The 23861-nt window shown below is 45.3% G+C and carries 23 protein-coding genes; 5 read left to right on the forward strand and 18 right to left on the reverse strand.

All coding sequences use genetic code 11. The features are described 5' to 3' along the window. Positions 1 to 283: 283 nt before the first annotated feature. From argF to argC, 7 genes are read right to left on the reverse strand one after another with little or no spacing between them, the layout of a single operon-like run. Positions 284 to 1216, reverse strand: coding sequence for an ornithine carbamoyltransferase (argF, locus tag KNP96_RS08820; protein WP_088836373.1), 933 nt, complete (start codon positions 1214 to 1216; stop codon positions 284 to 286). Continuing rightward, positions 1213 to 4248, reverse strand: coding sequence for a carbamoyl-phosphate synthase (glutamine-hydrolyzing) large subunit (gene carB, locus KNP96_RS08825; protein ID WP_214770041.1), 3036 nt, complete (start codon positions 4246 to 4248; stop codon positions 1213 to 1215). The genes argF and carB overlap by 4 nt, the downstream gene beginning before the upstream one ends. Beyond that, on the reverse strand, positions 4238 to 5290 hold the full coding sequence (locus KNP96_RS08830; RefSeq protein WP_214770044.1) for a carbamoyl phosphate synthase small subunit: 1053 nt from the start codon (positions 5288 to 5290) through the stop codon (positions 4238 to 4240). Before KNP96_RS08830 ends, carB begins: the two co-directional genes overlap by 11 nt. Next, complete coding sequence (locus KNP96_RS08835) at positions 5287 to 6432, reverse strand: acetylornithine transaminase (protein WP_088836370.1); 1146 nt, start codon at positions 6430 to 6432, stop codon at positions 5287 to 5289. Before KNP96_RS08835 ends, KNP96_RS08830 begins: the two co-directional genes overlap by 4 nt. Next, positions 6398 to 7171, reverse strand: a complete 774-nt coding sequence (argB, locus tag KNP96_RS08840) for an acetylglutamate kinase (RefSeq protein ID WP_088836369.1) — start codon at positions 7169 to 7171, stop codon at positions 6398 to 6400. The genes KNP96_RS08835 and argB overlap by 35 nt, the downstream gene beginning before the upstream one ends. Continuing rightward, positions 7168 to 8385, reverse strand: a complete 1218-nt coding sequence (gene argJ / locus KNP96_RS08845; protein ID WP_214770047.1) for a bifunctional glutamate N-acetyltransferase/amino-acid acetyltransferase ArgJ — start codon at positions 8383 to 8385, stop codon at positions 7168 to 7170. Before argJ ends, argB begins: the two co-directional genes overlap by 4 nt. Before the next feature lie 13 nt (positions 8386 to 8398). After that, positions 8399 to 9430, reverse strand: a complete 1032-nt coding sequence (gene argC / locus KNP96_RS08850; protein WP_214770050.1) for an N-acetyl-gamma-glutamyl-phosphate reductase — start codon at positions 9428 to 9430, stop codon at positions 8399 to 8401. An 871-nt stretch (positions 9431 to 10301) separates the two neighbouring features. On the opposite strand from argC, the gene nhaC reads away from it, so the two are divergent. Beyond that, entirely contained in the window at positions 10302 to 11675 is a 1374-nt protein-coding gene (gene nhaC / locus KNP96_RS08855) for a Na+/H+ antiporter NhaC (RefSeq protein WP_214766686.1), read from the forward strand. Between the two features lie 242 nt (positions 11676 to 11917). Next, positions 11918 to 12127 (forward strand): DUF3006 domain-containing protein, encoded by a 210-nt coding sequence (locus KNP96_RS08860; protein ID WP_029332693.1) that lies wholly within the window; start codon positions 11918 to 11920, stop codon positions 12125 to 12127. 92 nt (positions 12128 to 12219) lie between these two features. Here KNP96_RS08860 and KNP96_RS08865 read toward each other — a convergent pair whose 3' ends face one another. The 5 genes from KNP96_RS08865 to nfsA form a co-directional block, all read right to left on the reverse strand. Beyond that, positions 12220 to 12675, reverse strand: a complete 456-nt coding sequence (locus KNP96_RS08865) for a hypothetical protein (protein WP_088836365.1) — start codon at positions 12673 to 12675, stop codon at positions 12220 to 12222. Between the two features lie 4 nt (positions 12676 to 12679). After that, a complete protein-coding gene (locus KNP96_RS08870; protein WP_088836364.1) occupies positions 12680 to 13225 on the reverse strand; it encodes a TlpA family protein disulfide reductase in 546 nt (181 codons plus the stop codon). 123 nt (positions 13226 to 13348) lie between these two features. Continuing rightward, a complete protein-coding gene (locus KNP96_RS08875; RefSeq protein WP_029332690.1) occupies positions 13349 to 14059 on the reverse strand; it encodes an NAD(P)H-binding protein in 711 nt (236 codons plus the stop codon). Between the two features lie 338 nt (positions 14060 to 14397). After that, entirely contained in the window at positions 14398 to 15633 is a 1236-nt protein-coding gene (locus tag KNP96_RS08880) for an LCP family protein (protein WP_214766688.1), read from the reverse strand. Between the two features lie 15 nt (positions 15634 to 15648). Then, a complete protein-coding gene (nfsA, locus tag KNP96_RS08885) occupies positions 15649 to 16395 on the reverse strand; it encodes an oxygen-insensitive NADPH nitroreductase (RefSeq protein WP_088836363.1) in 747 nt (248 codons plus the stop codon). A 140-nt stretch (positions 16396 to 16535) separates the two neighbouring features. On the opposite strand from nfsA, the gene KNP96_RS08890 reads away from it, so the two are divergent. Further along, positions 16536 to 17447, forward strand: a complete 912-nt coding sequence (locus KNP96_RS08890; protein ID WP_088836362.1) for a hypothetical protein — start codon at positions 16536 to 16538, stop codon at positions 17445 to 17447. Between the two features lie 40 nt (positions 17448 to 17487). Here the strand turns inward: KNP96_RS08890 and KNP96_RS08895 are convergent, their stop codons facing one another. Next, entirely contained in the window at positions 17488 to 17751 is a 264-nt protein-coding gene (locus KNP96_RS08895) for a hypothetical protein (RefSeq protein ID WP_029332686.1), read from the reverse strand. 127 nt (positions 17752 to 17878) lie between these two features. Here KNP96_RS08895 and KNP96_RS08900 point away from each other — a divergent pair, with 127 nt between their 5' ends. Further along, positions 17879 to 18727, forward strand: coding sequence for a GNAT family N-acetyltransferase (locus KNP96_RS08900; RefSeq protein ID WP_088836361.1), 849 nt, complete (start codon positions 17879 to 17881; stop codon positions 18725 to 18727). On the opposite strand, the gene KNP96_RS08905 is transcribed toward KNP96_RS08900, so the two are convergent. The 4 genes from KNP96_RS08905 to KNP96_RS08920 all read right to left on the reverse strand — a co-directional run bounded on the left by KNP96_RS08905 (position 18685) and on the right by KNP96_RS08920 (position 21278). Further along, the gene (locus tag KNP96_RS08905) at positions 18685 to 19635 is read right to left on the reverse strand and encodes a hypothetical protein (protein ID WP_239456819.1); all 951 of its coding nucleotides are present in this window, start codon (positions 19633 to 19635) and stop codon (positions 18685 to 18687) included. The genes KNP96_RS08900 and KNP96_RS08905 overlap by 43 nt on opposite strands. A gap of 114 nt (positions 19636 to 19749) precedes the next feature. Then, positions 19750 to 20109: a hypothetical protein gene (locus KNP96_RS08910; protein ID WP_088836360.1), complete on the reverse strand. Its 360-nt coding sequence runs from the start codon at positions 20107 to 20109 to the stop codon at positions 19750 to 19752. Positions 20110 to 20284: 175 nt separating this feature from the next. Next, entirely contained in the window at positions 20285 to 20737 is a 453-nt protein-coding gene (locus KNP96_RS08915; protein WP_088836359.1) for a GNAT family N-acetyltransferase, read from the reverse strand. Positions 20738 to 20762: 25 nt separating this feature from the next. Next, on the reverse strand, positions 20763 to 21278 hold the full coding sequence (locus KNP96_RS08920; protein WP_088836358.1) for a GNAT family N-acetyltransferase: 516 nt from the start codon (positions 21276 to 21278) through the stop codon (positions 20763 to 20765). Between the two features lie 299 nt (positions 21279 to 21577). Between KNP96_RS08920 and murB the strand changes: the two genes are divergently transcribed. Next, positions 21578 to 22489 (forward strand): UDP-N-acetylmuramate dehydrogenase, encoded by a 912-nt coding sequence (murB, locus tag KNP96_RS08925; protein ID WP_088836357.1) that lies wholly within the window; start codon positions 21578 to 21580, stop codon positions 22487 to 22489. A gap of 84 nt (positions 22490 to 22573) precedes the next feature. On the opposite strand, the gene KNP96_RS08930 is transcribed toward murB, so the two are convergent. After that, a complete protein-coding gene (locus KNP96_RS08930; protein ID WP_214766694.1) occupies positions 22574 to 23797 on the reverse strand; it encodes an aminopeptidase in 1224 nt (407 codons plus the stop codon). Positions 23798 to 23861: the final 64 nt, after the last annotated feature.

The following is a 23861-nucleotide window of genomic DNA, read 5'->3' on the forward strand; positions in this document are numbered from 1 at the left end:
CGATATCGATTTTCACAACGGACGTTTCCGTCCTACATCAACCAAATGGCCGATACTCCCTTTTCTCATGGGATCATCGGCCATTTCAATGCATATTCTTTTCAATCATGGCGTCCGCTTATTTAGGACACGGAGCTCATCTCTTGTAGAAAGGATAAGGAAACACTCGCTTCACGCAACTTCTACAGGAAAAGGGCAAGAGGGCACCTCCCCTGAGAAAAGCGCATGAAAGAATGATTCCTTTTTGATTTTATTTTTCAAGCAACAAACCAACGTCTGTCACTTACTTGCCCAGCAGCTCAATCATCAGTGCTTTTTGAGCATGAAGACGATTTTCTGCTTGATCGAACACAACGGAGTGCGTCCCATCGATGACATCAGCCGTCACCTCTTCCCCACGGTGTGCCGGCAAACAATGTAAGAAGATGACTTCATCTGCTGCCTCGCGAAGCAAAGATAGATTCACTTGATAGCCTGCAAAGGCATTCAGGCGCTCAATCGACTCTGACTCCTGCCCCATGCTCGTAAACACATCACTGTAAATGACTTCTGCACCTTTTACAGCTGCTACGGGATCCGTAAAGAGCTGGATTGTTCCACCTGTCGCCTTCGCGATTTCTATCGCCTGTGCAACGATTTTTTCGTTCGGCGCATACGCATCCGGACTACAAATACGTACTTCCATCCCACTCAGTGCTCCACCGAGCAATAAGGAGTGCGCCATATTGTTTCCGTCACCGATATACGTCAAAATCTTGCCTTGACGAGAACCTAAGTGTTCTTCAATCGTCAGCAAATCTGCGAGTACTTGGCACGGATGATGTAGATCCGTCAGGCCGTTAATGATGGGAATCGTTCCATGCGTAGCAAGCGTTTCGACCGTCTCATGGGCAAACGTCCGAATCATCAATGCATCTACGTAACGACTCATGACTTTGATCGTATCGCTTAACGGTTCTCCGCGTCCGATTTGCATGTCAGCACCACTTAGGACGACCGGGTATCCGCCTAGTTCGACGACACCGACTTCAAATGATATCCGCGTCCGTGTCGATGCTTTTTCGAATAAGAGCGCAACCTTTTTTCCCGCCAGTGCCGTTTGATAGTCGCTTGGGGATTGTTTGACTGCTTTTGCAAGCTCAAGTAGCTCTGTTAAACTTTCAGCCGTCAATTCTTCCAGCGTCAACATATGTTGTAACTTGTGCTTCGTCTTCATCCTTTCATCCACTCCTTTTGCTTGATCATCCATTCGCTTAACGGTTTGACTGGAATCGATGCACAATCACGAACCGCTTCGTAATATTCGGCTAGATGTTGCTCAGTAATGACATGAACGCCTTTTGCAAGGGCTTGTTCCCGGAGTCCTTTTTCTTCAGGAATGAAAGAAAAAAAGGCAACACACTCGTCAAACACAGGGAAATCTCCGAGCGGCGTCGCTTGTCCCCACGCTTCTGTCCCGTGACCAGCAATCGTATGCGCAGGTTTGGTCATGTGACGTTTCGTTGTTTCATCGAATAAGAAACGCTCCTTTGCATGACCATTTTCTGTCCACTGTAACGTTTCTCCGGTCGAACGCATGATCGGACCCGTTTTTGGATCGACATGTGTCAGTTTCAACGTCGAGAAGACCGGTGTCTTGACCGCATGGAAAGAGAGTTCCATCCGCTCTGACGGCAATTCGATTTTTTGACCGATTGCTGCCTTTACAGCCCATTCAAGTAATGGTTGTCCCGTTACCTTCGCGACGATCGGTAATGTCCGTGACGCGCGAGGATTAATTTCTAGAACATAGATCTGTTGTCCCGTGACGACGAATTGAATATTGAACGCTCCACGGTATGAGAGATGCTGACCGATTTTTTTAGAGATCCGCTCGATTTCATTTTGTAGCTGAGCTGAGGCTGACTTTGGCGGAAGAACCATCGTCGAGTCACCTGAATGAACGCCTGCCGCCTCAATTTGTTCCATAATGATTGGAACGTAACTCGTCGTCCCATCTGAAATACAATCGACTTCAAACTCTTGACCAGCGATGTAAGCATCGAGGAGCACGGGGAATGTCAGCCATGGTAAAAGCGCTTCTAACATCGCGTCGTCGTTTAAAATATGCATCCCTTTCCCGCCAATCACATACGATGGACGAACGATTAAAGGATAACCAAGTGCCATCACAGTTTTCTTCAATGCATCAACTGTCATGACTTCTTCTCCCGGAATATGCTTGATGTCTAATTGATCGAGAAAATCGTAAAACCGGTGGCGGTCTTCCATCGCATCAATCGTGTCTGAGGTCGTGCCTAATAACTGATACCCACGTGCTTCGAGATCGGCTGCTAAGCTGATTGCCGTCTGTCCCCCGAACTGAACAAGGACATCTTGGCATTGTTCTGCTTCTAAGACATGAACGACATCCTCAATCGTCAACGGCTCAACGTAGAGGCGATCTGCCACTTCGAAATCCGTCGAAACGGTTTCCGGATTGTTGTTAATCATGATGGTTTCGTACCCGGCACGTTGTAAAGCGCGGACCGCATGGACGGAGCAGTAATCAAATTCAATGCCTTGTCCGATTCGAATCGGACCCGCTCCGATGACTGCGACCTTTTGTTGATTCGATGGTAGTACTTCAGTTCGCCCAGACCAACTTCCGTAGTAACAAGGAGTCGTACTGACGAATTCTGCTGCGCACGTGTCAATCATTTGGAAGGCGGGAGTAATGTCATGCGCTATCCGCAGTTCGTGGACATCTTCCGCTGCCACACCTGTGATGTCAGCAATCTGCTGATCGGTAAAACCGTGCCGTTTCGCTTGTTGAATGGAAACAGGTTTCGTCAGGTCGAGCGAGTCGCGCATCGTCAGCAACCGAGCAAACAGTTCTAAAAAGAGCGGTTGGATACTTGTCTGTGCCGCTAGTTCGTCCTGCGTCGTCGCCTGACGATCGAGCAAGGCGAGCATCGCCAACAACCGTAAATCGGTTGGAGTCGTGATTTCTTTCCACAACTGCTCACTCGTCGCCTCACGCATCCACGATGGATAGAGTGGTGCCTGTTCGACCCCTGCACCACGCCATGCTTTTTGCAGTGCTTCTTCTAACGTTTTCCCCATTGCCATACTTTCACCGGTCGCCTTCATCTGTGTTCCGAGCGCACGGTCACACCCTGAAAATAAATCAAATGGGAAACATGGTACTTTCGCCGTAATATAATCGAGTGCCGGCTCAAAACTCGCCATCGTCTCTTTCGTCACAGGGTTGATGCAGTCATCCAAGCGTTCACCGAGCGCAAGACGTGTCGCTAGTTTTGCAATCGGATACCCTGTTGCCTTCGAGGCCAAGGCGGAAGAACGACTGACACGCGGGTTGACTTCGATGACGAAATACCGGTGCTCTGTCGGATGAATCGCGAATTGGATATTGCAACCACCGATCACACCGAGTACGGAAACGATGCGACGTGCCTCGGTCCGAAGAAGTTGATTCATTCGATCAGAAATTGATTGGATTGGAGCAAAGACAACCGAGTCACCCGTGTGGACACCGACTGGGTCGATGTTTTCCATGTTACAAACGATAATCGTCGTATCGTATGCATCACGCATCACTTCATATTCCACTTCCTTGTAACCTGCGATACTGACTTCGACCAAACACTGGGAAATCGGACTTGCTTGCAGACCGTTCATCGCAAGCGTACGTGCTTCTTCCTTCGTCGTCGCGATTCCACCACCGGTTCCCCCTAATGTGAATGCAGGACGGATGACAAGGGGTACACCGTGGTCCTCCATGAAATTCTCCAGTTCCTCAATCGTTTCAATCGTTTGACTATCCGGGAGTGGTTGATGTAATTCAATCATCCGTTGTTTGAAACGTTCACGATCCTCTCCGTCCCGAATCGTTTCGAGCGATGTTCCGAGCAGCGAAACACCATATTGCTCGAGGATGCCCGCTTCATCCAGCGTGAGCGACAGGTTCAAAGCTGTCTGTCCTCCAACGGTCGCAAGTAAATGCGTCGGGCGTTCTCGTTCGATGATTTCTGTCGCCTTTTCGAGTGTCATCGCTTCGATATATACTTGATCCGCCGTCGACGGATCCGTCATGATCGTAGCCGGATTCGAATTCATGAGAATGACCTCGCAGCCCGCTTCCCGAAGTGTTTGACATGCTTGCGTTCCGGAGTAATCAAATTCCGCCGCCTGACCAATGACGATTGGTCCCGATCCAATGACCATGACTTTTTTGTTATCCAACATGGGCTACCTCCTGTGATAAAACCGAGGCGACGAATTGATCAAACACGACCATTGCTTCTGTCGGTCCCGGATTTGCTTCTGGGTGAAACTGCACTGTCATGATTGGTTGCGATGGATGAATCAATCCTTCAATCGAACCATCGTTAATATGTTCGTATGCCGTAACTAGCTCTGACGCCGCAACACTCTCTGCCTCAACGACGTACCCATGATTCTGCGAGGTCATGAAAACACGACCGGAAGCAAGGTGACGGACGGGGTGGTTTGCCCCCCGATGCCCGTGATGTTGTTTCGTGATTTGGCAGCCGAAGGCTTTCGCGATGATTTGATGCCCCATACAAATGCCGAGCGTCGGATAATCCATCGCGAGCTGTTTAATTTCTAAGAGAAATGGTTCAAGTTGATCCGGATTTCCAGGACCATTCGAGAACAACAGCCCGTCCGGTTGCAATCTTTTGATGGCGGACGCTTCTGTATCGAATGGAACAACTGTCACGCGCATACCCCGTGCCAGTAAAGCTTCAATCATCGATTTTTTGACGCCATAATCCAGACAAACGATATGTCCATCAGCATTCTCGAGTTCATATGTTTTCATCGTTTTGACGGAGACGGATGCGATTCCTGTCTGATGGCGTTTCTCGTGTAGAGCGTCTGCCTCAATACTTCCCATTTGATCGCCAGATGATCGAAGTTGATGGACAAGCGCCCGTGTATCGACTCCTGTCAGAACAGGTATATCCGCTTCTGCTAACCAGTCGGCAAAATCCGTTCGTGCTCCGTTTTGTGCGAGCGTTTGAACAATGACACCCGCGACTTGAATCTGATTACTTTCTGCTTCATCATGGGCGATTCCGTATTGCCCAATTAGCGGATACGTGAAAACAAGGATTTGTCCACGGTAAGAGGGGTCCGTCAATACTTCTTGATAACCGGTCATACCGGTGAAAAAGACGACTTCTCCTTTAGCGGATGATGTACCGACCAGCTCTCCTGAATACGTTGTCCCATTTGCAAGCGTTAATGTACCTATCCCGTTCATACCATGACCTCCTGTTGGCAGACTTGTTTTATTTTTTCTAGCGCAAGATCTAGTTCCTGTCGTGTCACAAATAGAGACGGTAATAAACGAACTACGTGTGGTCCGGCACTGACGACGAGCATCCCTACTTGTTGAAGCGCTTGGACAATTCCAGCGACCGGTCGTTCGAATTCAATTCCAATCATCAAACCACGTCCTCGAACACTATGCAGACTTGTTTCAGGCAACTCTGCTGCGAGTCTTCTCATCAAGTAATTTCCTTTCTCCTGCACCTCGTGTAAAAGCTCGTCTGTTAAGAGAAGGTCGAGTGTCGCTTCCGCTGCTGTCATTGCTAGCGGGTTCCCGCCAAATGTTGAGCCGTGTGTCCCCGGTGTAAATATGGTTGCCGCTTCCGCAGTCGTGATGATCGCTCCAACCGGAAAACCGCTTCCGAGCCCTTTCGCGACTGTAATGATATCTGGTTTTAGTGGCGTCTGTTCAAAAGCGAAACGTGATCCAGTTCGCCCAATCCCCGTTTGGACCTCATCGACGACGATTTTGACGCCATACGCTTTTGTCCGTTTCATTAACGCCTCCAACCAAGCATCGTCCGCGACGATGACACCACCTTCACCTTGGATGATTTCGAGCCAAACGGCGCCCGTTTTTTCCGTGATGGCATCTAAACTACTTAAGTCGTTGAACACGAGGTGTTTAAAGTCCGCTACCATTTCACCGAACCCTTCTTTGACTTTTTCTTGACCTGTTGCTCCCATCATCGCGAATGTCCGCCCGTGGAACGATTGGCTGAATGACAAGATTTCTGTTTTTTGCGTCCATTTGCGAATTAATTTAAACGCACCTTCATTCGCTTCTGTTCCGCTGTTACAGAAGAAAGCATGACTCAAGTGACTGTTCTCCGTCAGTAGCGTCGCGACACGTTCCTGCTTACTGCTTTCAAATAAATTTGACGTATGCCAAAGCTGACCAAGTTGTTCTTTGAGGCGTTGCTCTACGTAAGGATGCCTATGTCCCGTGTTGCAAACGGCAATCCCCATCATAAAATCAAGATACGTGATGCCTTGCGTATCTTTGACGAACGATCCCGTCCCTTCGACTAATTCGATATTATGACGTTGATAAGTTGGTAGTAATGCGCTCATCTGTTTCCTCCTTGACGCGAGTCCCCTGACTCGTCACGTATTTCCCGGACCGAATCCGAACGTCTGGAATCCCTTGTTTTGATGCTTCAATCACCGCTTCTACTTTCGGAATCATGCCACCATGAATCTCATTTGTCTTTATGCCGCCTTCCAACATTTCTCGCGTGACGACTGCTTGATAAGCACCATCTAACCGGACTCCTTCGACATCCGTCAATAGCTCAAACGCATCGACATCGAGTGCGTTTGCGACGGCAATCGCACATGTATCGCCATTGCTATTAAGCGCACCGGACGGACCGGTAATCAGCGACGTCACGACCGGAATATAGCCTGCGCCGAGTAGCGTTTCAAATAAGGTTTTATCTACGAAGCGAATATCACCAACTGCCCCTAACCCTTGTCGTTGCTCTCCGCCAATGCTTGCACCGTCAATCCCCGTCAATCCGACTGCAGGTAGGTCTGATCGATTGAGCTGATAAACGATTTTTGACTGAACCTCGCCCCCGAGGACACGTTCTGCCCCGAGTAAGACCTCCTCGGTCGTCACACGGACGCCTTCCCGGAAGACGGATTCGATTTCTAAGGTTTCACAATAAGCTGATAAAGCGGGGCCGCCACCATGCAAGATGATTAATTCGTGACCAGCATCGCACCAGTCTTTCCATTCTTTAAAATAACGGGAATCGAGTTGTTCAAAAATACTCCCACCGAGTTTGATCAGTTTTCGTTGTTTCATGTCCGGTAACTCGCATTGATTTTGATATAGTCGTACGTCAAATCACATCCGAAGGCACGTCCGACGGCCGACCCACTATTTAAATCGATTTCAATCGCTACCGTATCCGCCGCAAGTTCATTTGAAGCAAGTGTCTCATCGAACAAAATCGGCATACTCTGTCGTAAGACCCACTGTGAACCAATCCGAATATCAATTTTCGAGACATCAATCGGTTCATCGATGCTTCCGATTGCTGCTACAATTCGTCCCCAGTTCGCGTCTTCTCCGAAAATCGCGGTTTTAACGAGCGAAGAACCAACGATTTGTTTGGCGATTTTTCGTGCCAATCGTTCTTCGTCCGTTCCTTGAACCGTTACTTCAATCAACTTCGTTGCGCCCTCTCCGTCTCGTGCAATGAGCTTCGCAAGTTCTTGACAGACATGCGTGACCGCCTGCTCAAACTGCTCCGCTTCTTGCGTATCAAGCATGATTGTCGGCGTTTTTGCCGCACCACTCGCTAACATCATGACCATGTCATTGGTTGAACTATCACCATCGACCGTAATGCAATTGAACGTCCGGTCGATTGAGCGTTTTAATATCGTTTGCAGGACGTTTGGTTCGACGGTCGCATCGGTCGTTAAAAATCCGAGCATCGTCGCCATGTTTGGATGAATCATTCCTGACCCCTTCGCAACACCGCAAATCGAAACTTCACTTCCATTCATCAAAAATTGATACCCGGCCGTTTTGATACCTGTGTCAGTCGTTAAAATCGCATGGGCAAAAGCATCCGCTTCTTCTTCCGCCTCACTCGCCACCAGTTGATCGACTCCAGCTACTAACGTGTCGATCGCCAACGTTTGACCAATGATTCCGGTCGATGCGATTGCGACTTGTTCCGGTTTAATCTGTAAGTGATTCGCGATTGCGTGTTGCGACGTATAGGCATGGGTCAAACCTAATTCACCGGTGCAGGCGTTAGCATTCCCGCTATTGACTAAAATGGCATGAATACGCCCCTCTGAGGCTTCCATCGCTTGTTTTGTCACTATAATCGGTGCTGCTTGCATTTGATTTGTCGTATAGACAGCCGCCGCACTCGCTCCTCCTTCACATACCAACAAGCCTAAATCTTTCCGTTTTCGTTTGAGTCCAACATGTATACCTGTCGCCTTAAAGCCTTTTGGTGTCGTCAGCGTCAACGGTGACACGGTTTGTAAGTTCAACACGTTCGTTCCTCCTTTAAATGAATAATGGTTGCTGGGTCAAACCGAGTGCTTCCTCATATCCGCACATCAAGTTCGCATTTTGAATCGCTTGCCCGACTGCACCCTTTTGCATGTTATCAATGACTGAAACGACTGTCAGATGTCCTGTTCTCGCGTCAGCGTATATCGTTAAATCACAGTAGTTACTGCCGACGACCGATTTAATTTCCGGATCATTTCCGTTAATTCGGACGAAGGGTTCGTTCTCGTAAAATGCATGGAGCCACTCACGCCATTGCGTTTCCGATTTATTGATGCGTGGAGTCAATGTCATCGTCGCCATGATTCCGCGATTGATTGGAATTAAATATGTCGCGAACGAAACGATGGCGTCTTGCCCCGTCACGGTTTGAATGACCGATTCGATTTCGGGGATGTGCTGATGGCGATTCATCTTATACAGACGCATGTTTTCATTCGATCGCACATGATGTGTCTGTTCGCTAAAGGATTTCCCGGCTCCCGATAACCCTGAACTGGCATGAATGATAATCGGCACCGGCTCGATGACCTGTTCTTTTAAAAATGGTAGGAGACCCAGGAGTACGGCCGTCGCATAACACCCTGGATTGGCAATCAAACGACTCGTTTTTATCGCTTCACGGTTCCATTCTGATAGTCCGTATGTTGCTGTTGCTTGAATCATTGGCTCGACCGCTGGTTTTTCGTACCAATGTTCATATGATATTTGGTCGAGACGTAAATCGCCGCTCAAATCGATGACTTTCCCTTTCCAATCTCTCAGCTGCTCTAAGTACTGTTTTGAAATTCCGCTTGGAGTCGCCAAAAAAATGAGTTCCGTTCCAACCTCCTCTAAATGGGAAAGTGAGAACTCCTGTAAGAGGGAATAGTTTTTTTTATTCATGAATGTGTATATTTCCGTAATCGATTCAGTTGCCTTCGAATCACTCACGAGAGAGACGATTTCTAAATGGGGATGTTGCTCAATCATTCGTATCAATTCGACTGCTGTATATCCCGTCGCACCTATGATTGTACATTTCATGTCGGATACTCCTTCGTTAATAATGATAAACTGATTTAAACATATGTATATTTATACTGTCAAATGTATTTTTATTAATTTATAAACAAAAAAAGACTTTGACCGATGACACCTTTCAGTAAGATGTAACTGGTCAAAGTCTTTTTAGTTCATGTTTCTCATCTTTTTTCAGCACGTTGTGCGACGAGATGATCGATTCCAAAAACGCTTGCCCCCATCAAAGCAATAACAACAACAAAAATCGCTGTAAACATATGTATCCTCCTCTTGTTCACAAAATCGACATCACTACTTTCTTATTGTGCAAGATTTTTTATAAAAAAGAAAGCGTTTACGACAAAAAATCGTCACATTTTTTTGTATTCCTGGTTATATTTCTAAATAAAACTCAGGATGTAGACAAACTCTTATGAAAAGCAAAAATTCTACACGGAAATGCTGTCCGTTCACGCTTCCTTGCCTCACCTCGTCTTCAAAGCTGCCGGGGATCGCGGAAAGTTGCTTTCGCAATTTAAAGCGATTCAAGACCGAGCGCGCTCTAAAACGGCTGTACGGTTTGCCTTTCCCTGTGCTACGGCCTAAAAAGCGTCGCTTTTCCGTTGATTCCTACGGGAAAAAGTACGTTTTTAACACGACCTGCCAGATGTAGACAAGACCCTGCTTGTTGTCCGTAGGGTCAGCCTTGCCCTCGCCTGAGGAAAGCAACGAAAAAGGGAAAAGCTTTTTTCACCCCATGTTACTTTGTCTACATGCTGTAAAACTTTCTTAGTTGACGCAGTCAGGAATCTTCGATAAGATTGCATTTGTTCATTACTTTCACACATAAAAGCAAACAAGCATAAACGTAACAAAGATATAAGGAGGTGGAAGCATGCGCATGTCCTTTCGTGAATCCGCAGCTATCCTAGGAATTAGTATCATTATCTTATTGTCCGCATTATTCGGTGCACAGGCCGAACCACATCTCGCTATACTCGCCAGTCTTATTTTTGTTGTAGGGTATGCCGTGTATCGCCGCTTCCCTTTCAGTCAACTTGAAGAACATATGATTAACGGTATTCGAGAAGCGATTAAACCGATTTTAATCATGTTACTCGTCGGCATGACAATCGCCGTCTGGATGATGAGTGGTGCCGTTCCAACCTTGCTCCATTATGGCTTGTCGACATTATCTGCGACCTGGTTCGCGCCAACCGCTTTAATCATCGCGATGATCGTTTCGACCTTTACAGGCAGTTCATTTACTACAATTGGTACGGTCGGTGTCGCCTTGATGGGAATCGCCGTCGTCCTTGGTGTCAATCCCGCCCTTGCTGCAGGTGCAATCATCAGCGGTGCTTGTTTTGGAGATAAAATGTCTCCTTTATCGGATACGACGAATTTCGCACCAGGTATCGTCAACGTCTCTGTTTTTGATCATATTCGTTTTATGATGGGAACAACGATTCCTGCTATCGCGATCACATTTGTTCTCTTCCTTATTTTTGGACGAGGTGAAGGATCAATTGATTCAGAAGCGATTGGAGCAACACAACAAGCACTCGACAGCCTTTTCCGCTTATCTCCTTGGACATTGCTTTCTCCGCTTCTCGTGATGGTACTCGCTATTCGGAAGATGCCAGTCATTCCAACATTGATTGCAGGCGTTTTAAGCGGATTATTACTCACAGGTCTCGTTCAAGGAAATTGGAACATCGCGCAATGGATGTCTGTCATCCAAAATGGTCTCAAGCTCGAAACAACGAATGAAACGGTTGCGAGCATCATTAGTAAAGGTGGCATCCAATCAATGATGTGGTCCGTCTCCCTCGTCATGCTCGCGTTAGCGTTCGGCGGTGTTTTACGTGGTATCGGAGTCATCGATGTCATTATCGAAAAAACCGTTTCGAAACTGCAACGTGACGGGAGTATCATCTCGTCTGCTGCACTTGCTGCAATCGGCGTTAACTTCATGGCAGGTGAACAATACTTGTCTATTTTATTACCGGGACAAGCCTTCAAGAAAATTTTTGAAGAACGGTCAATTGACCCACGGTTTTTATCCCGTGCGCTTGAAGATGGCGGCACACTTGTTAATCCTTTGATTCCTTGGGGTGTATCCGGGGCATTCTTTGCCTCGACACTCGGTGTGCCCGTCACATCGTATGTGCCATTTGCCTTTTTCTTAATTTTATCTCCCCTCTTCACTTTCATCTTCGCCTTTACACGACCGACAAAAAAACAAGTCACGAAAAGTGTCGCGTGACGTAAATCTATTATCAGTAAGGCATACCATTCATAAGTCGAATGGTATGCCTCTTTTTTCTCACTTCTATATGTGAAAGAGGGATATTCAAGCGATTCTCGACTAATTTAGATAAATAAGTGTAAAGATAAAACGAAGTGGGAATATACCAAACATAAGATTAAAATTACAGAGAACTAGAGAGAGATACTGCAACCCTTTTAAAATGGTTGCCTTCGATGTAATTGTAGGAGGAGTCCAATATGATCAAACGTGGTACGCTTGAACGGCTTGATGGTAAATATGCTGTTCTTCTCTGGGAGAACGGTTCAAGTTTTATCCCTCGCCGCTATTTACCGACTGAGGCACGATTAGGTGACACAATACTTTTTGATGGTACAACGTATTCAATTGATGCATCGAGTACATCCCAATCGTCCTTTCAGACGTTTTCCTTTCGGCAAATGGGTTGATGATAATTAAAAAGCCATTTAGACAATGAATTGACTACTTGAGCGTCCTTGCCCACGTCAGTCTTTCCATCTTCTAAATGGCTTTTTCGCGTTTAATCATTCCTTACGTACAAGGATTGATGCCTACATTCGGGACACTTCGCTTGGTGCAAATCGTCAATCGAAATTCGATGTAGTACTGTCTCATCTCGTTCACAGCGATGAATCGGTTCGATGATAGCTGAAGGAATGAAGAGTGCACACCAAAAGCGTGTTGAAATCGTATCGCAACAGGGACACTGAAACAAATCGTATTGATGCGGGACCCACCCGCCTTCAATTGCATCGATATGTGCATGATAGTTCTTAATTAACATCGCCCGGTTTTGATCATCGATGTGCGCTCGGCTAATGAGTGGTTCCTGATAAGGCGGCACGAATAAAAAAGGCAATGCTGTTCTGTACTGTTCTAGTCCATAGGTTAGCATCGAAGGGAATTCCCCCCATTCCTCCCGCTGACCGATTTCAGCGACGATGTGATAAGAACAGTCGCGGCAGTGAATCTCCATTCCCTCATCCTCCCTTTTTCCCTACCATCTCTTTTAGCATACTTGATGTAACAGGACCAATGTGTTTTGCGACGATGACTCCATCCGTATCAATGACGTAAGTCGCCGGCATCGCGACTAATCGATAAGCATTTTCTGATTGGCCCTGCGTATCATAGAGCACCCCGTAATCAACAGGAGTCTCTTTCAGAAAATCGGCTACATCTGAAACCTTTCGTTCGGATGTCGTCACGTTGATGCCATAGACGGGCACGTCCACCGCTTTAGAAAAAGCGTTCAGTTCAGGTATTTCTTGTTTACATGGTGGACACCAGGTCGCCCAAAAATTGATTACGATCAATCGATTCGTCAAATCAGATAGTTCCACCATTTTTCCATCCTGTTCCAACTTGAGATTTGGTGCCTTCATTCCAATCTCTAATCCGCCTTGCGCTTGTTGCGTCGCTTGAGTAAATTCTTTAATCTGTTGTGCTTTATAGGCGTCATAGCTTTTATATGCAATCCCACTAATCGCTAACCCGACAATCACGTATAGTAAATATTTTTTCAACTGCTGTCCACTCCCTCTTTCTATTAGTGTAGCAGAATCAGCCTCTGAATCTATGAAAAACGAGCATACCCTTCCATTTTCCCCGGAAGTGATATGCTCGTTTATATACATCCTTTTTTACTGTCAGTTATAGCGAGGAAGTTGTTGTTTAACCCGACGATTGTCTTTAATGCTTTCAAACGATTCGTCTCCACCAAGCGCTTCATTTAGTGACGTTTTTCCTTGTTTCACCTCTAAACGTCGATTGAAAAGTGCCCGATTATCGACCGATGCCGCCAAAATCGACGCGACATCAATTTCAGAAATCGTTGCATCTTTTACATCTTTTAAATCCTCATCGGCTTCGATTAGTCCAAGACCTTCTCCGTCAACGATGTTGACCGGACAAATGATTGTATACGTCAAACCACTATGCTCAATTTGCTCTTCTGCCGCATTTTTTGCGGCATAGAATGGATAGACTTCTTTTTTAAATTGATTTGGTCGATCAGCGCCATAGGCACTGAGGAGGACAAAATGACGGACACGTGCCTTTTTCGCAGCATCAATCGTTTTTAAAGCAACCGTTCGATCGAGCAACTCAATTTCAGTCGCTTCACCATCGACACCCGCGGTCGCTGCACAAATCACAGCATTTTGACCTGCCACCCCGAGATCAATGACCTTTTCAAGCTCAGTTTCAATGTCGACGTAATGTGCTTTGACACCGAGTTTTTCGAAGCGATCGACGAGATGCTTATGTCGAACGATGACAGTGACTTGATGACCTTTCGCAAGCGACTTGACGACGCGAGCTCCGATTGTACCTGATGCACCTACAACTAATACATTCATATGCTAGGTCCCTCCTCAATAAGCTAGTCACCTCTATTGAACTACTCATACTTATGCAGATAAGAGCTTCCTTCATCGCTTACTCCTGTTAAAAATATCAAAAAGCAATCAAGAATTCTCATCATCCCGACGATTAGGTGTTCGGATTTCGGTACGTCGTCTTTTAAGCCGCCTACTCAAAGATATGTTCATTCCGGCCAAAGAAGCATGAATATTGAAGATATGGACAGGTCTTCAGCTATGATATCTTCCGTTCTCAAAAGCGCAACTGCGTACATCAATTTATACCCGCAATAGGGAGAAGGAAACCTTTCAAAAAGGAACCTATTTTTTTAATGTCAGTCATTCGCCAGTACACCGTAAAACGTCGTCTGTAATTTTTCTCTCAATTGTGTCAGGGCTTTTTCATCCGGGAAATCATAGAAAATGCCATTCAATCGATCACTGACAACGTCAATTTCAAGATATTCTCGCTCAGACATCAATGCCAGGGCTAAGCCTGCTGTCGCCATTTGACGGTAACTGATGTCTAAACTCATCTCCTCTTTCATATAAGCATGTGCTGATGAAATTTTAGTCCAGCCTGTCGGCTTCAACAGATGCGTCGCTACAGCTTGAATGACTTCTGACTGACGATTGGCTCGTGCCCCATCATTGTCTGTTTTTCGGTGACGAGAATAGGCAAGAGCCATCGCTCCATCCATATGGTATTCCTTTCCTTTTTGAAACGCATATTGATTCGCTTTTCCGCTAGCGTCTTGCTCCGAGAATGTTCCTGTCGAAACAAGATCAATCCCGCCGATTTGATCAACTAAACCAATGAAACTATCGAAAGAGATAACGATTTTGCTATCGATGTCTACATCAAGTAGTTCACTGACGGCGTTTTGCGTACACGATTCCCCACCGAACGCAAAAGCATGCGTGATTTTATCTTTTTTCCCATCCTCACAACTGATGGGTGTATACGTATCACGTGGAATCGACGTTAACTGAATCGTCCGTGATAACGGTACGAATTGCATGACGGATAGTGAATCAGACCGTGAACCTCGTAGCGATTCTCCGGGTCTTGCGTCGCTTCCGATCAATAAAAAGGTAAACGGCTGTGAGGCAAACAGGATAAAGCCAATCAATAGAACTAAGAGCAGCCCAAATATTTTTGTTTTGAAGCGACGTTTCTTTCTCTCAACAGGTTGTTTCTTTAAACCATCCTGCCTCGTCTCACGTGGTACCTTTTCTTCCAAACGTCCATTTTTACGTCGATTCGACCGTGTCCGCTCCGCCATAATCGTTCCGACTTGCTTGGCAGACCTTCTGACTACGGTGAAAAGTCGTCCTCCGATACCAGTCCGTGTTTTTTTCTGCGAGCCCCGGTGATTTTGTTGAACTGAACGCGACGTCAAAGTTGGTCCATCCTCGACGTATCGATGATTCTGCCGTTGTGAGGCGTCAATCCGCATTCGCTGGTCTGCTCGATGCTCAATTGGTGTATGTGTCGAAGTACGTCGCATCTGCTCTTCTTCCTGTCGTTTTCGTTCTAGTCGAGAACGACCTGATTGAAACTCATCCATAATAGTACCTCCGTTTTAGTCTTGCGATAACTGCTTATCTTGTAAGAACTTACGTAGATACGTCCGTTTCGGTTCCTTCATCGAGGTAGCCATTTGATAGACCCATCCCTCAGTTCGTGCGCCATCCGTCCGCTCTCCATAATATGACGAGGTTTCTGCCTCATACTGTTCTAGCAACTCACGCATCTTGTTGTCATTAGTATACGTATTACGATGGAAGATTGCCTCCATCGGAAGACGGGGTTTTTTACCTGACTGTTGATCCGGCAAACCGACTGCAACACCAAATAACGGTACGACGTGACTTGGCAACTCAAGAAGTTCACTCACTTTTCGAGCGTCATTACGAAGTGAACCGATATAAACTGTCCCGTATCCTAATGATTCTGCTGCTACGACAAGGTTCTGTGCGGCAAGTCCTGCATCAACCGCTCCGACAATCAACGCTTCCGTCGTTTCGACTGTGTCAGCGACTGAGCCATTCGCAATCTCTGCTGCCAACATATGTTTATGGTAGTCGATACAGAAGACGAAGAAGTAGCTATTATCTGCTACATAACTTTGTCCACTCGCTACTTCTACGAGTTGCTGTTTTTTTTCTAAATCCTCAATTCCGACAATTGCGTAGGCTTGTTGATAAGAAGACGTCGAAGCAGCCTGGGCAGATTGGATTAATAGTTCAATCGTCTGTTCGTCGAGTTGATGTTCCTTAAATTTCCGGATCGAGCGGTGGTTTAATAAATGTTCAATCGTTTCATTCATCTGAATCTCTCCCTTAAATTAATCTTTCCCTTTAAAAATAGGCAATGATTGTGTAAAAGAGCAAATGAAAGATGTTCGTTTTATGAAAAAATCGGGAAATGAATAATGAAGTGCTGTGTTTTTGTCGAAGGAGGGCGATCATGAGAATTCGAAAATTACGTCTTTTACTGGAGCAATATGGCGATACTACCCTTCGCGACATTATCGTAGAGATCTATCGCCAACTTCCTAAACAAACAATTGAAGATAAAGAATTAGATTTGATGCTGTCGCAATTCGCAAAATATAAAGGTCTAAAAAAAGAACAAGAACAACCGACAATCGAACAAACCATCGAGCAAACTGAACAATTCATTCAACTCGCTTACGATGGTGAGTATTTAGAACCAAGTACAATCGTTTCCGTACGCGAACAAAAAAACTGGTACGTCACAGCAAAACGATTATTAAAACACCTGCGACATTATGTTGGTCGAAAGAACGGAACGCGTGTTGCTTTCGAAGAATTCTTTTTTTTACTGTCTTCCGCCGCTGGTGAAGAACCTCTTTTCCTGAGTAACGACCCCTTCCGACTGATTAAAGTCTCTCAAGTTGAGCTCTTCCAAGAACTCGTTGGTTACTACAAGCTCGACACATCCGATAATGCGTGGATGAAGCGCGCTATCTACACGGCGTTAAAGGTACCGATCGACGTCGACACAGAACGCAGTGACCTTTTCCTTGCCGTTCTCGAGCATTGTGAAACGCGACAAGAGCGTGAGTCTTACCTGTCGTTATTGAACATGCATGCGAAAAAGCTTCAAATGAACGTTCGCATCGATGCAGACAAGCTCATCCTCTATCAAGAGATTCGCTTCGCAGAACTTCATGCCCTGATTGCTTTACGTGAACTAGAACGAGCCGAAACGATGCTTTTCACAGAATATATTCCTTATTTTTCACACCGTTCGACTCCATTTCGCTATTATCTCGACTTGCTGGAACAGGCGGGTCTAGATGAAGAACATGATCGGATTGAACGCGTTGGCCGAACCAAACATATTCATTTTTAAATACAAAAAAAGAGCTTCGGAAAGGTTTCCCGAGGCTCTTTCAATCTGATGTATTGACGATTCCAAGTCCTACAGTTGCAAGCAGTGCGATACAGGCAAATAAAAATGCCATGTCATTCGGTGAGTCAAAACCATCATATGTCGGTTCTTTTCGATCAATGATGAGTTCATCCATCGTTCCATAGCTTCCATACGTCACAGCTTCTCGGACGCTCGTTTCTTGTTTATCTAAATCTTGTGCTTGAACGGGATGGATACTACTTAAAAACAAAAAGAAGCAGACATAGATAAACTTTTTCCCCAATCTAATCCCTCCCCCGTTTCTACCAGATTACTTTTACCTTTTATGATAAAAACTATTATTTTCCTTTTATTGCTTATAGTATACTTAAGATATTGTTTCATCCTAATCAGAAAAGGAAGTGTAGCGTTTGAAAATTTTACGTTACGAGCAATTGTCGCACGGTCAACGTCGTCTCGTCCATCAGTTGTTACAAAAAAACCGCTTATCTCCTCTGTCCCTCTCATTCCAACCACCTGAAAAATATCAATGGGCTTTAATCAAGGGTGATGCCGTCTGCGCGACATTAGGATTTAACCAATTCGCCTCGTCCCTTCAAATCATCAATGCCGCTTACACGGACTTGATTGCTTTCCGCACTTTGGCGCATTTCGTCCATGATTACGCGCTCTCTCTACATCCTCATCAAATCGACGTTCAAATCATTCCACCACATGACTTCGGGTTGGTCTCGACTTGGAACACGCTCGGTTATACACTCTCCTCTGAACAATTTCGCTTCATCGGTCTCATCAATGATCATGCCGCATCACTTCAATTCAAGCCACTTACCCTCCGAAACCGTTCCTTGTTCTTAAATCTCAGAAACGAGTCGATTCAATCCTCACATTTTTTATTTAGCTATGACGTATCCCATATCGAATATTTGATTGAACAGGGGGCATTGCCGTACCTTGTCTACGATCAACAAACAATCGTCGGAACAATCATCATCCAAAAACAAAAGCAAACGATTCGTTTACTCGAAATTACGTGTATCCCTGAATTGAAGAATCAAGGATACGGGCGAAGAATTCTTGAGACCTTTCAAGCTAAATTAAAACGCACGACAGTTCGGACATTCGAGACGTATTGTTTTTCAACACATCAAGAAGCCCTTCGTTTATATGACCCCGATACATTCTGTGATATTCAACTCTTCTCACACTGGCATACTTACTCTAGAGAATCTTTACGTAACCGCTCAACGATTTCTTGATATTCCGCCAGGACGTAGGCATCCTCCACTTGTTTGAAATCAATATTTGCTCGGATCCTTAGCTGCTCCCCCATCTGATATAGACTGTCGATATAGTCATTTCCTAACGCACTCGCTTGACCTGGTTGGTGGTTATGAAAGGCTAACAGTGCATCTTCTAAAAGCAGTTGTTCCTTCTCCGTTTTTAAAACTGCTTCAAGCAACTGTTCAAATACTTCTGTATGCCGACCGATCATCGCGTAAAAGAGTGGATAGTGTTTGGCATATTTAAAATCAACTTGATATTTTTTAGTCTCGACGATTGTCTGAATGCTTGACGGATTCGACCGCTTTAACTGCTCAACAAAACCGATTGTTGCCGGATGGTCTGTAAAAAATTCTAGGCTTCGTACGTCCATTTCGTCTTCTAAATCAAGCAACAAATAGAGATCAAGCATATTAATCACGTGCGTTTCTAAAAAACGATCACTCCGTTGCAAGGATGTCGTGTAGTCTAAATCAAGACCAGCCTCTATCGCCAATTGAAAAAGTTCATGATTGATTGCACTGTATAGACCGACTGGAAATGCTAGCGGTTGACGGACAATTGAACGATGTCCATCAAGCTCTTTTAATTGATTGAGATCTACACCATGTTGTACCAACAAACGGAAAAAGAGCGTTCTATCTTGTATCGCCCCCAACTTAAGTAACAGACGATCGAGTTCAATGACTGGTTGGTTCGTATCAAGCGCTAGCGCCAAGTGCTCTGATGACTCTAAGTCAAAAGCTCGCTTCACGAAATTTAAAGCGACCCGTTCTTGTTCGGACAACTCAGCATTGTAATACTCAAAATCTTTTCGATTCAATTCTTTAAATGCACGCACTGCCTGACCAACTGCCTCATTTTTCACAAATCGTTTCATCATCGGTTTGCCCCCCTGAATACTGCTTCTCTTCGTAGTGTACGCAATATTATCTTTTCTTGAAAGCCAAAAAAATCCTGATGCCTTCCTCACAATAAGGAAATCCACCAGGATCTATCAATTCTCGCCTACTTTTAAAGGCATCGATCGAAAAATCTCATCTTGCTTTCCGACTTTTTCGACACTCGTTCCAATTGAACCGCTATATTCAATTGTCTGTTCCGGCTGAATGAACTCATAAGTAATGGCCGGTTCTCCACGCAATCGAACCTGGATTACCTGTCGATGTTGCAGGGAAAACGAGGCCTTCACTTCTAAAAATGATGCTTCACTGATTCCATGATGTTTTTCAAGCATCGTCTTTAACTGCTTTTCTGAGTTCTGTTGGCTGCTTTGAAGCTCTGCGTAAGAAATTCCGACCGCAAAAGATAAAAGTCCAATCAGACTTAACGCGAGAATGACCAGTACTTTTTTCATAGACTGATTCACCTCCGAATGAAATTCGTTCTGCTCTCATCATCGGTTCACTCCGCTATTTTTTGAAGTATTTCTCGAAAATAAGCGTTTCCTCATGTCTACAACCATTGGGACGACAAGGGAGAGACGTCTTCCCAACCTAGATGAGAACTTTAGTTGCTAGGTAAAGGAACATTCAATACTCTTCTTTAAGCGATAAATGCATATCAAGGTGTGGAATTCCATCCTCCAGATACACATCAGATGTCTCTTCAAACCCAAACGATGCATAAAACTTTTTTAGATGGGCCTGGGCCTGCAAATAAATCCCTGTTTCTTCTTGTGTCCGGATGTGTTCGATTGCTTCATTCATCAAGCGACGTGCAATACCGTGCGACCGAAAATCAGCGTGGACGGCGACACGACCAATCGCTACAGCACCTGATTGATTTTTAGGGAGTACTCGAAGGCAACCGATTAACTGCTGATCTGCATAGGCAAGTGCATGAATCGCCTCCTGATCACGATTATCGAGCTCTGAATAGGCACATTCCTGCTCAACGACAAAAATATCAGTTCTTAATTTTAATAACTGATAAAGCGTCAAGGCACCAAGCTGATTAAACCGAATAAATTCTGTATGATACATGAATTACACTCCTCTGCTTTAATGTTCAGCCTCTAAATAGACGGGTTAGTCTGCATGAATAGACGACGACGGGTATCCCTTTAAAGACCGTTTCTTTTTCCCAACCCAATCCGTTGGCGCGAGCCACCTTTTGAGAAGAATGATTTTCTGGATGAATGATTGAAATCAGACGATCGTTTCCACGTTCAAATGCCTCACGCATCAGACGTTTCGCTGCTTCACGCCCGTATCCGACTTTCCAGTGCTTCGGCTTTAACCAATATCCGACTTCAAGTTCTTCTACTCCGTCGACTTCTTGTAGGATGAGTCCTGCAAAACCGATTGGTTCCTCATCCTCTTTTTTTTCAATCAGCAAAAACCCCGTCTGACGATCATCTTCATACCGCTCGAATTGTTGGTCGAACCATAAACGGGCCTCCGTCTCATCCAATGAAACACCACCGTTAATATACTGCATCACCAATTCATTTTGAACGAGTTCTTTATAAAAGTCGAAATCTTCCTGAGAAAAAGGTCGCATTCTCAAACGTTCGCTCTCCATATCGATTCCCCTCCTAATTTTCCGAACATCCTTCTATATACGTATTTATAATTCCCCCTTTTCTAACCGATTCATACCCTAAATCCTTATTTTGTCTTGTTCACCTTTCGAAATTCGGAATTCCAGATATATATTTTCATTACTAAGCGATGACAGTTTTCGGATAAACCTTGCATTTTTCGTGTCAACTCTGTATTTTGGGAACTATGTGCTAAACATCAATTACGTAATTAGTGTAAAATATATTTTGAGCGTACTTTCGCTGAATGGAATTCATAAAAAAAGGACTGAGAACTTATATGACTGAACAGTTGTTGACTGGGCTTTACGAGGGATTAAACGAAGACTCTGTATTAGTGAATGAACCGTTAAAATATCATACGTATACGAAAATGGGAGGAATTGCCGACCTTTTCATCATTCCTTCTTCTTACGAAGAAACAGCTTTTGCTGTTCGCTATGCTTATGAGAACGATCTCCCATTGACATTACTCGGTAATGGATCGAACCTCGTCGTACGTGATGGCGGGATTCGTGGCATCGTCTTATCATTTGAAAAATTAACGGATATTTCGGTCGAAGAACATGAGCTCGTCGCACAAAGCGGCGCGGCCATCATCCAAGCCTCACGCGTCGCTTATGATCATGCATTGAGTGGTCTCGAGTTTGCCTGTGGAATCCCCGGCACAGTCGGTGGTGCTCTTATCATGAATGCTGGTGCGTATGGAGGGGAAGTCAAAGATTGTCTTCAGAGCGCGACGGTTTTAACACGCCAAGGTGAGCTGTTAAACATCACACGCGACGAACTCGAACTTGGATACCGGACAAGCTGTTTCGCTAAAAAAGAATATATCATTCTCGAAGGACGTTTTTCTTTGACGGAGGGGGATCCTGTTCTCATCAAGGAAGTCATGGACGATTTGACGAATAAGCGTGAAACGAAGCAACCCCTCGAATACCCTTCTTGCGGCAGTGTCTTTAAGCGCCCTGAAGGATATTTCGCCGGAAAGTTAATCCAGGACAGCGGACTTCAAGGGACACGAATTGGTGGAGCGGAAGTCTCACAAAAACATGCCGGTTTCATCGTCAATATCGAAAATGCAACGGCGACTGATTACATTTCGCTTATTCACCACGTTCAAGAAACGGTGCAGGATAAATTCGGGATTCTCCTCGAGACCGAAGTAAAAATCATCGGTGAAGAACTTTAATACGAATACTTTCCTTAAACACAAAAAAGTAACAGGAACGGATACCCGTTCCTGTTACTTTTTTAGCCTCCATTCGGCTCATCCTTAAATTGACCAGTTGCCGTTACGCATTAACGCTTCGCGTGTACCGTCTGCTAATTCGCCATCGATTGCCATATCTGCTGAGCCAATCATGAAATCAACATGCGTCATCGAATCATTCGCCCCTTGCTCGGCTAATTCTTCATTCGATAAACTTGGTCCATTCTCAAGGCACGTCGAGTAGGCACGACCAATCGCGAGGTGACATGAGGCATTCTCATCGAACAACGTATTATAGAACAAGATGCCCGAGTCAGAGATTGGTGAATGGTGCGGCACGAGAGCTACTTCTCCGAGATAACGTGCTCCTTCGTCGAGCGAAATCAACTCATCTAATGCCGCTTGACCCTGTTTCGCTTCTGCTTTGACGATTTTCCCATCTTCAAACCAAAGCGTAAAGCCATCAATCAAGTTTCCGCTGTAGCTGAGTGGCTTCGTACTCGAGACATGACCGTTGACTCCTGTCTTCTTCGGTAACGTAAAGACCTCCTCCGTCGGAAGGTTCGCGATGAAATCAACACCGTCCGCATTCGGTCCACCACCACCGAGCCATACATGACGCTCTGGTAACTCGATCGATAATTCCGTCCCTGGTGCCGAGTAATGAAGTGTTTTATATTTTTTCTCCGTCAAGAATGTCGCTTTCGTACGGAGATTGTGATCATGTTTCTCCCATGCAGCGACTGGATCTGCTTGATCGACACGAGTTGCCTTTAAAATCGCTTCCCATAGCTCTTCTACAGCGTTTTCCGAGTCCGGGAATACCTTAGCCGCCCAAGCATCTGAAGGTGCAGCAACGACACACCAGCTTACATTGTCGCTCATGACGAATTTACGCCAATTGGCTAGTGCAACTCCTGCTGCTTTATTCGCGCGCGCGATACGACTCGACTCGACTCCGTTTAAAAGATCTGGATCTTCACTGACGACAGATAAGAAGGCTGTCTTTTCATCAGCTAACTGATCGAACCGTGCTTTTAACCACTCTGGAAATGCGTCAAACGAATCTTCCGGTGCATCGAAATAACGGATTTTCGTCATTTCATCATCTGACCATTGCACGTAAACGTTCGATGCGCCTACTTCGTAAGCAACACGTGTAATTTCACGAACAAGTGGTGCATTTTCGATGCCAGCACGAATTTCTAGTTGCTGACCGGATTGCAAATTGATTCCTGTACGTACAGCGAGTGCTGCATACTTTTTGAGTTGTTCTTGAGTCGGCATTATGTAATCCCCTTTCGTCTCTTACTCTTATTTTCACGAAAGAGTTGCAATTTTGCAAGAAATA

This window comes from Exiguobacterium sp. s133 (genome assembly GCF_018618595.1).
Classification (GTDB): domain Bacteria; phylum Bacillota; class Bacilli; order Exiguobacteriales; family Exiguobacteriaceae; genus Exiguobacterium_A; species Exiguobacterium_A oxidotolerans.

Bases quoted from the DNA above. Each gene is read 5' to 3' on its own strand.
- carB (WP_214770041.1), bottom strand. From the start codon at position 4,248: ATGTTGGATAACAAAAAAGTCATGGTCATTGGATCGGGACCAATCGTC.
- KNP96_RS08860 (WP_029332693.1), top strand. From the start codon at position 11,918: ATGATCAAACGTGGTACGCTTGAACGGCTTGATGGTAAATATGCTGTT.
- KNP96_RS08875 (WP_029332690.1), bottom strand. From the start codon at position 14,059: ATGAATGTATTAGTTGTAGGTGCATCAGGTACAATCGGAGCTCGCGTC.
- argF (WP_088836373.1), bottom strand. From the start codon at position 1,216: ATGAAGACGAAGCACAAGTTACAACATATGTTGACGCTGGAAGAATTG.
- KNP96_RS08920 (WP_088836358.1), bottom strand. From the start codon at position 21,278: ATGGAGAGCGAACGTTTGAGAATGCGACCTTTTTCTCAGGAAGATTTC.
- KNP96_RS08880 (WP_214766688.1), bottom strand. From the start codon at position 15,633: ATGGATGAGTTTCAATCAGGTCGTTCTCGACTAGAACGAAAACGACAG.
- KNP96_RS08835 (WP_088836370.1), bottom strand. From the start codon at position 6,432: ATGAGCGCATTACTACCAACTTATCAACGTCATAATATCGAATTAGTC.
- nhaC (WP_214766686.1), top strand. From the start codon at position 10,302: ATGCGCATGTCCTTTCGTGAATCCGCAGCTATCCTAGGAATTAGTATC.
- KNP96_RS08865 (WP_088836365.1), bottom strand. From the start codon at position 12,675: ATGGAGATTCACTGCCGCGACTGTTCTTATCACATCGTCGCTGAAATC.
- KNP96_RS08905 (WP_239456819.1), bottom strand. From the start codon at position 19,635: ATGATGAAACGATTTGTGAAAAATGAGGCAGTTGGTCAGGCAGTGCGT.
- KNP96_RS08930 (WP_214766694.1), bottom strand. From the start codon at position 23,797: ATGCCGACTCAAGAACAACTCAAAAAGTATGCAGCACTCGCTGTACGT.
- nfsA (WP_088836363.1), bottom strand. From the start codon at position 16,395: ATGAATGAAACGATTGAACATTTATTAAACCACCGCTCGATCCGGAAA.
- argC (WP_214770050.1), bottom strand. From the start codon at position 9,430: ATGAAATGTACAATCATAGGTGCGACGGGATATACAGCAGTCGAATTG.
- murB (WP_088836357.1), top strand. From the start codon at position 21,578: ATGACTGAACAGTTGTTGACTGGGCTTTACGAGGGATTAAACGAAGAC.
- KNP96_RS08915 (WP_088836359.1), bottom strand. From the start codon at position 20,737: ATGTATCATACAGAATTTATTCGGTTTAATCAGCTTGGTGCCTTGACG.
- argB (WP_088836369.1), bottom strand. From the start codon at position 7,171: ATGAAACAACGAAAACTGATCAAACTCGGTGGGAGTATTTTTGAACAA.
- KNP96_RS08910 (WP_088836360.1), bottom strand. From the start codon at position 20,109: ATGAAAAAAGTACTGGTCATTCTCGCGTTAAGTCTGATTGGACTTTTA.
- KNP96_RS08830 (WP_214770044.1), bottom strand. From the start codon at position 5,290: ATGAACGGGATAGGTACATTAACGCTTGCAAATGGGACAACGTATTCA.
- KNP96_RS08890 (WP_088836362.1), top strand. From the start codon at position 16,536: ATGAGAATTCGAAAATTACGTCTTTTACTGGAGCAATATGGCGATACT.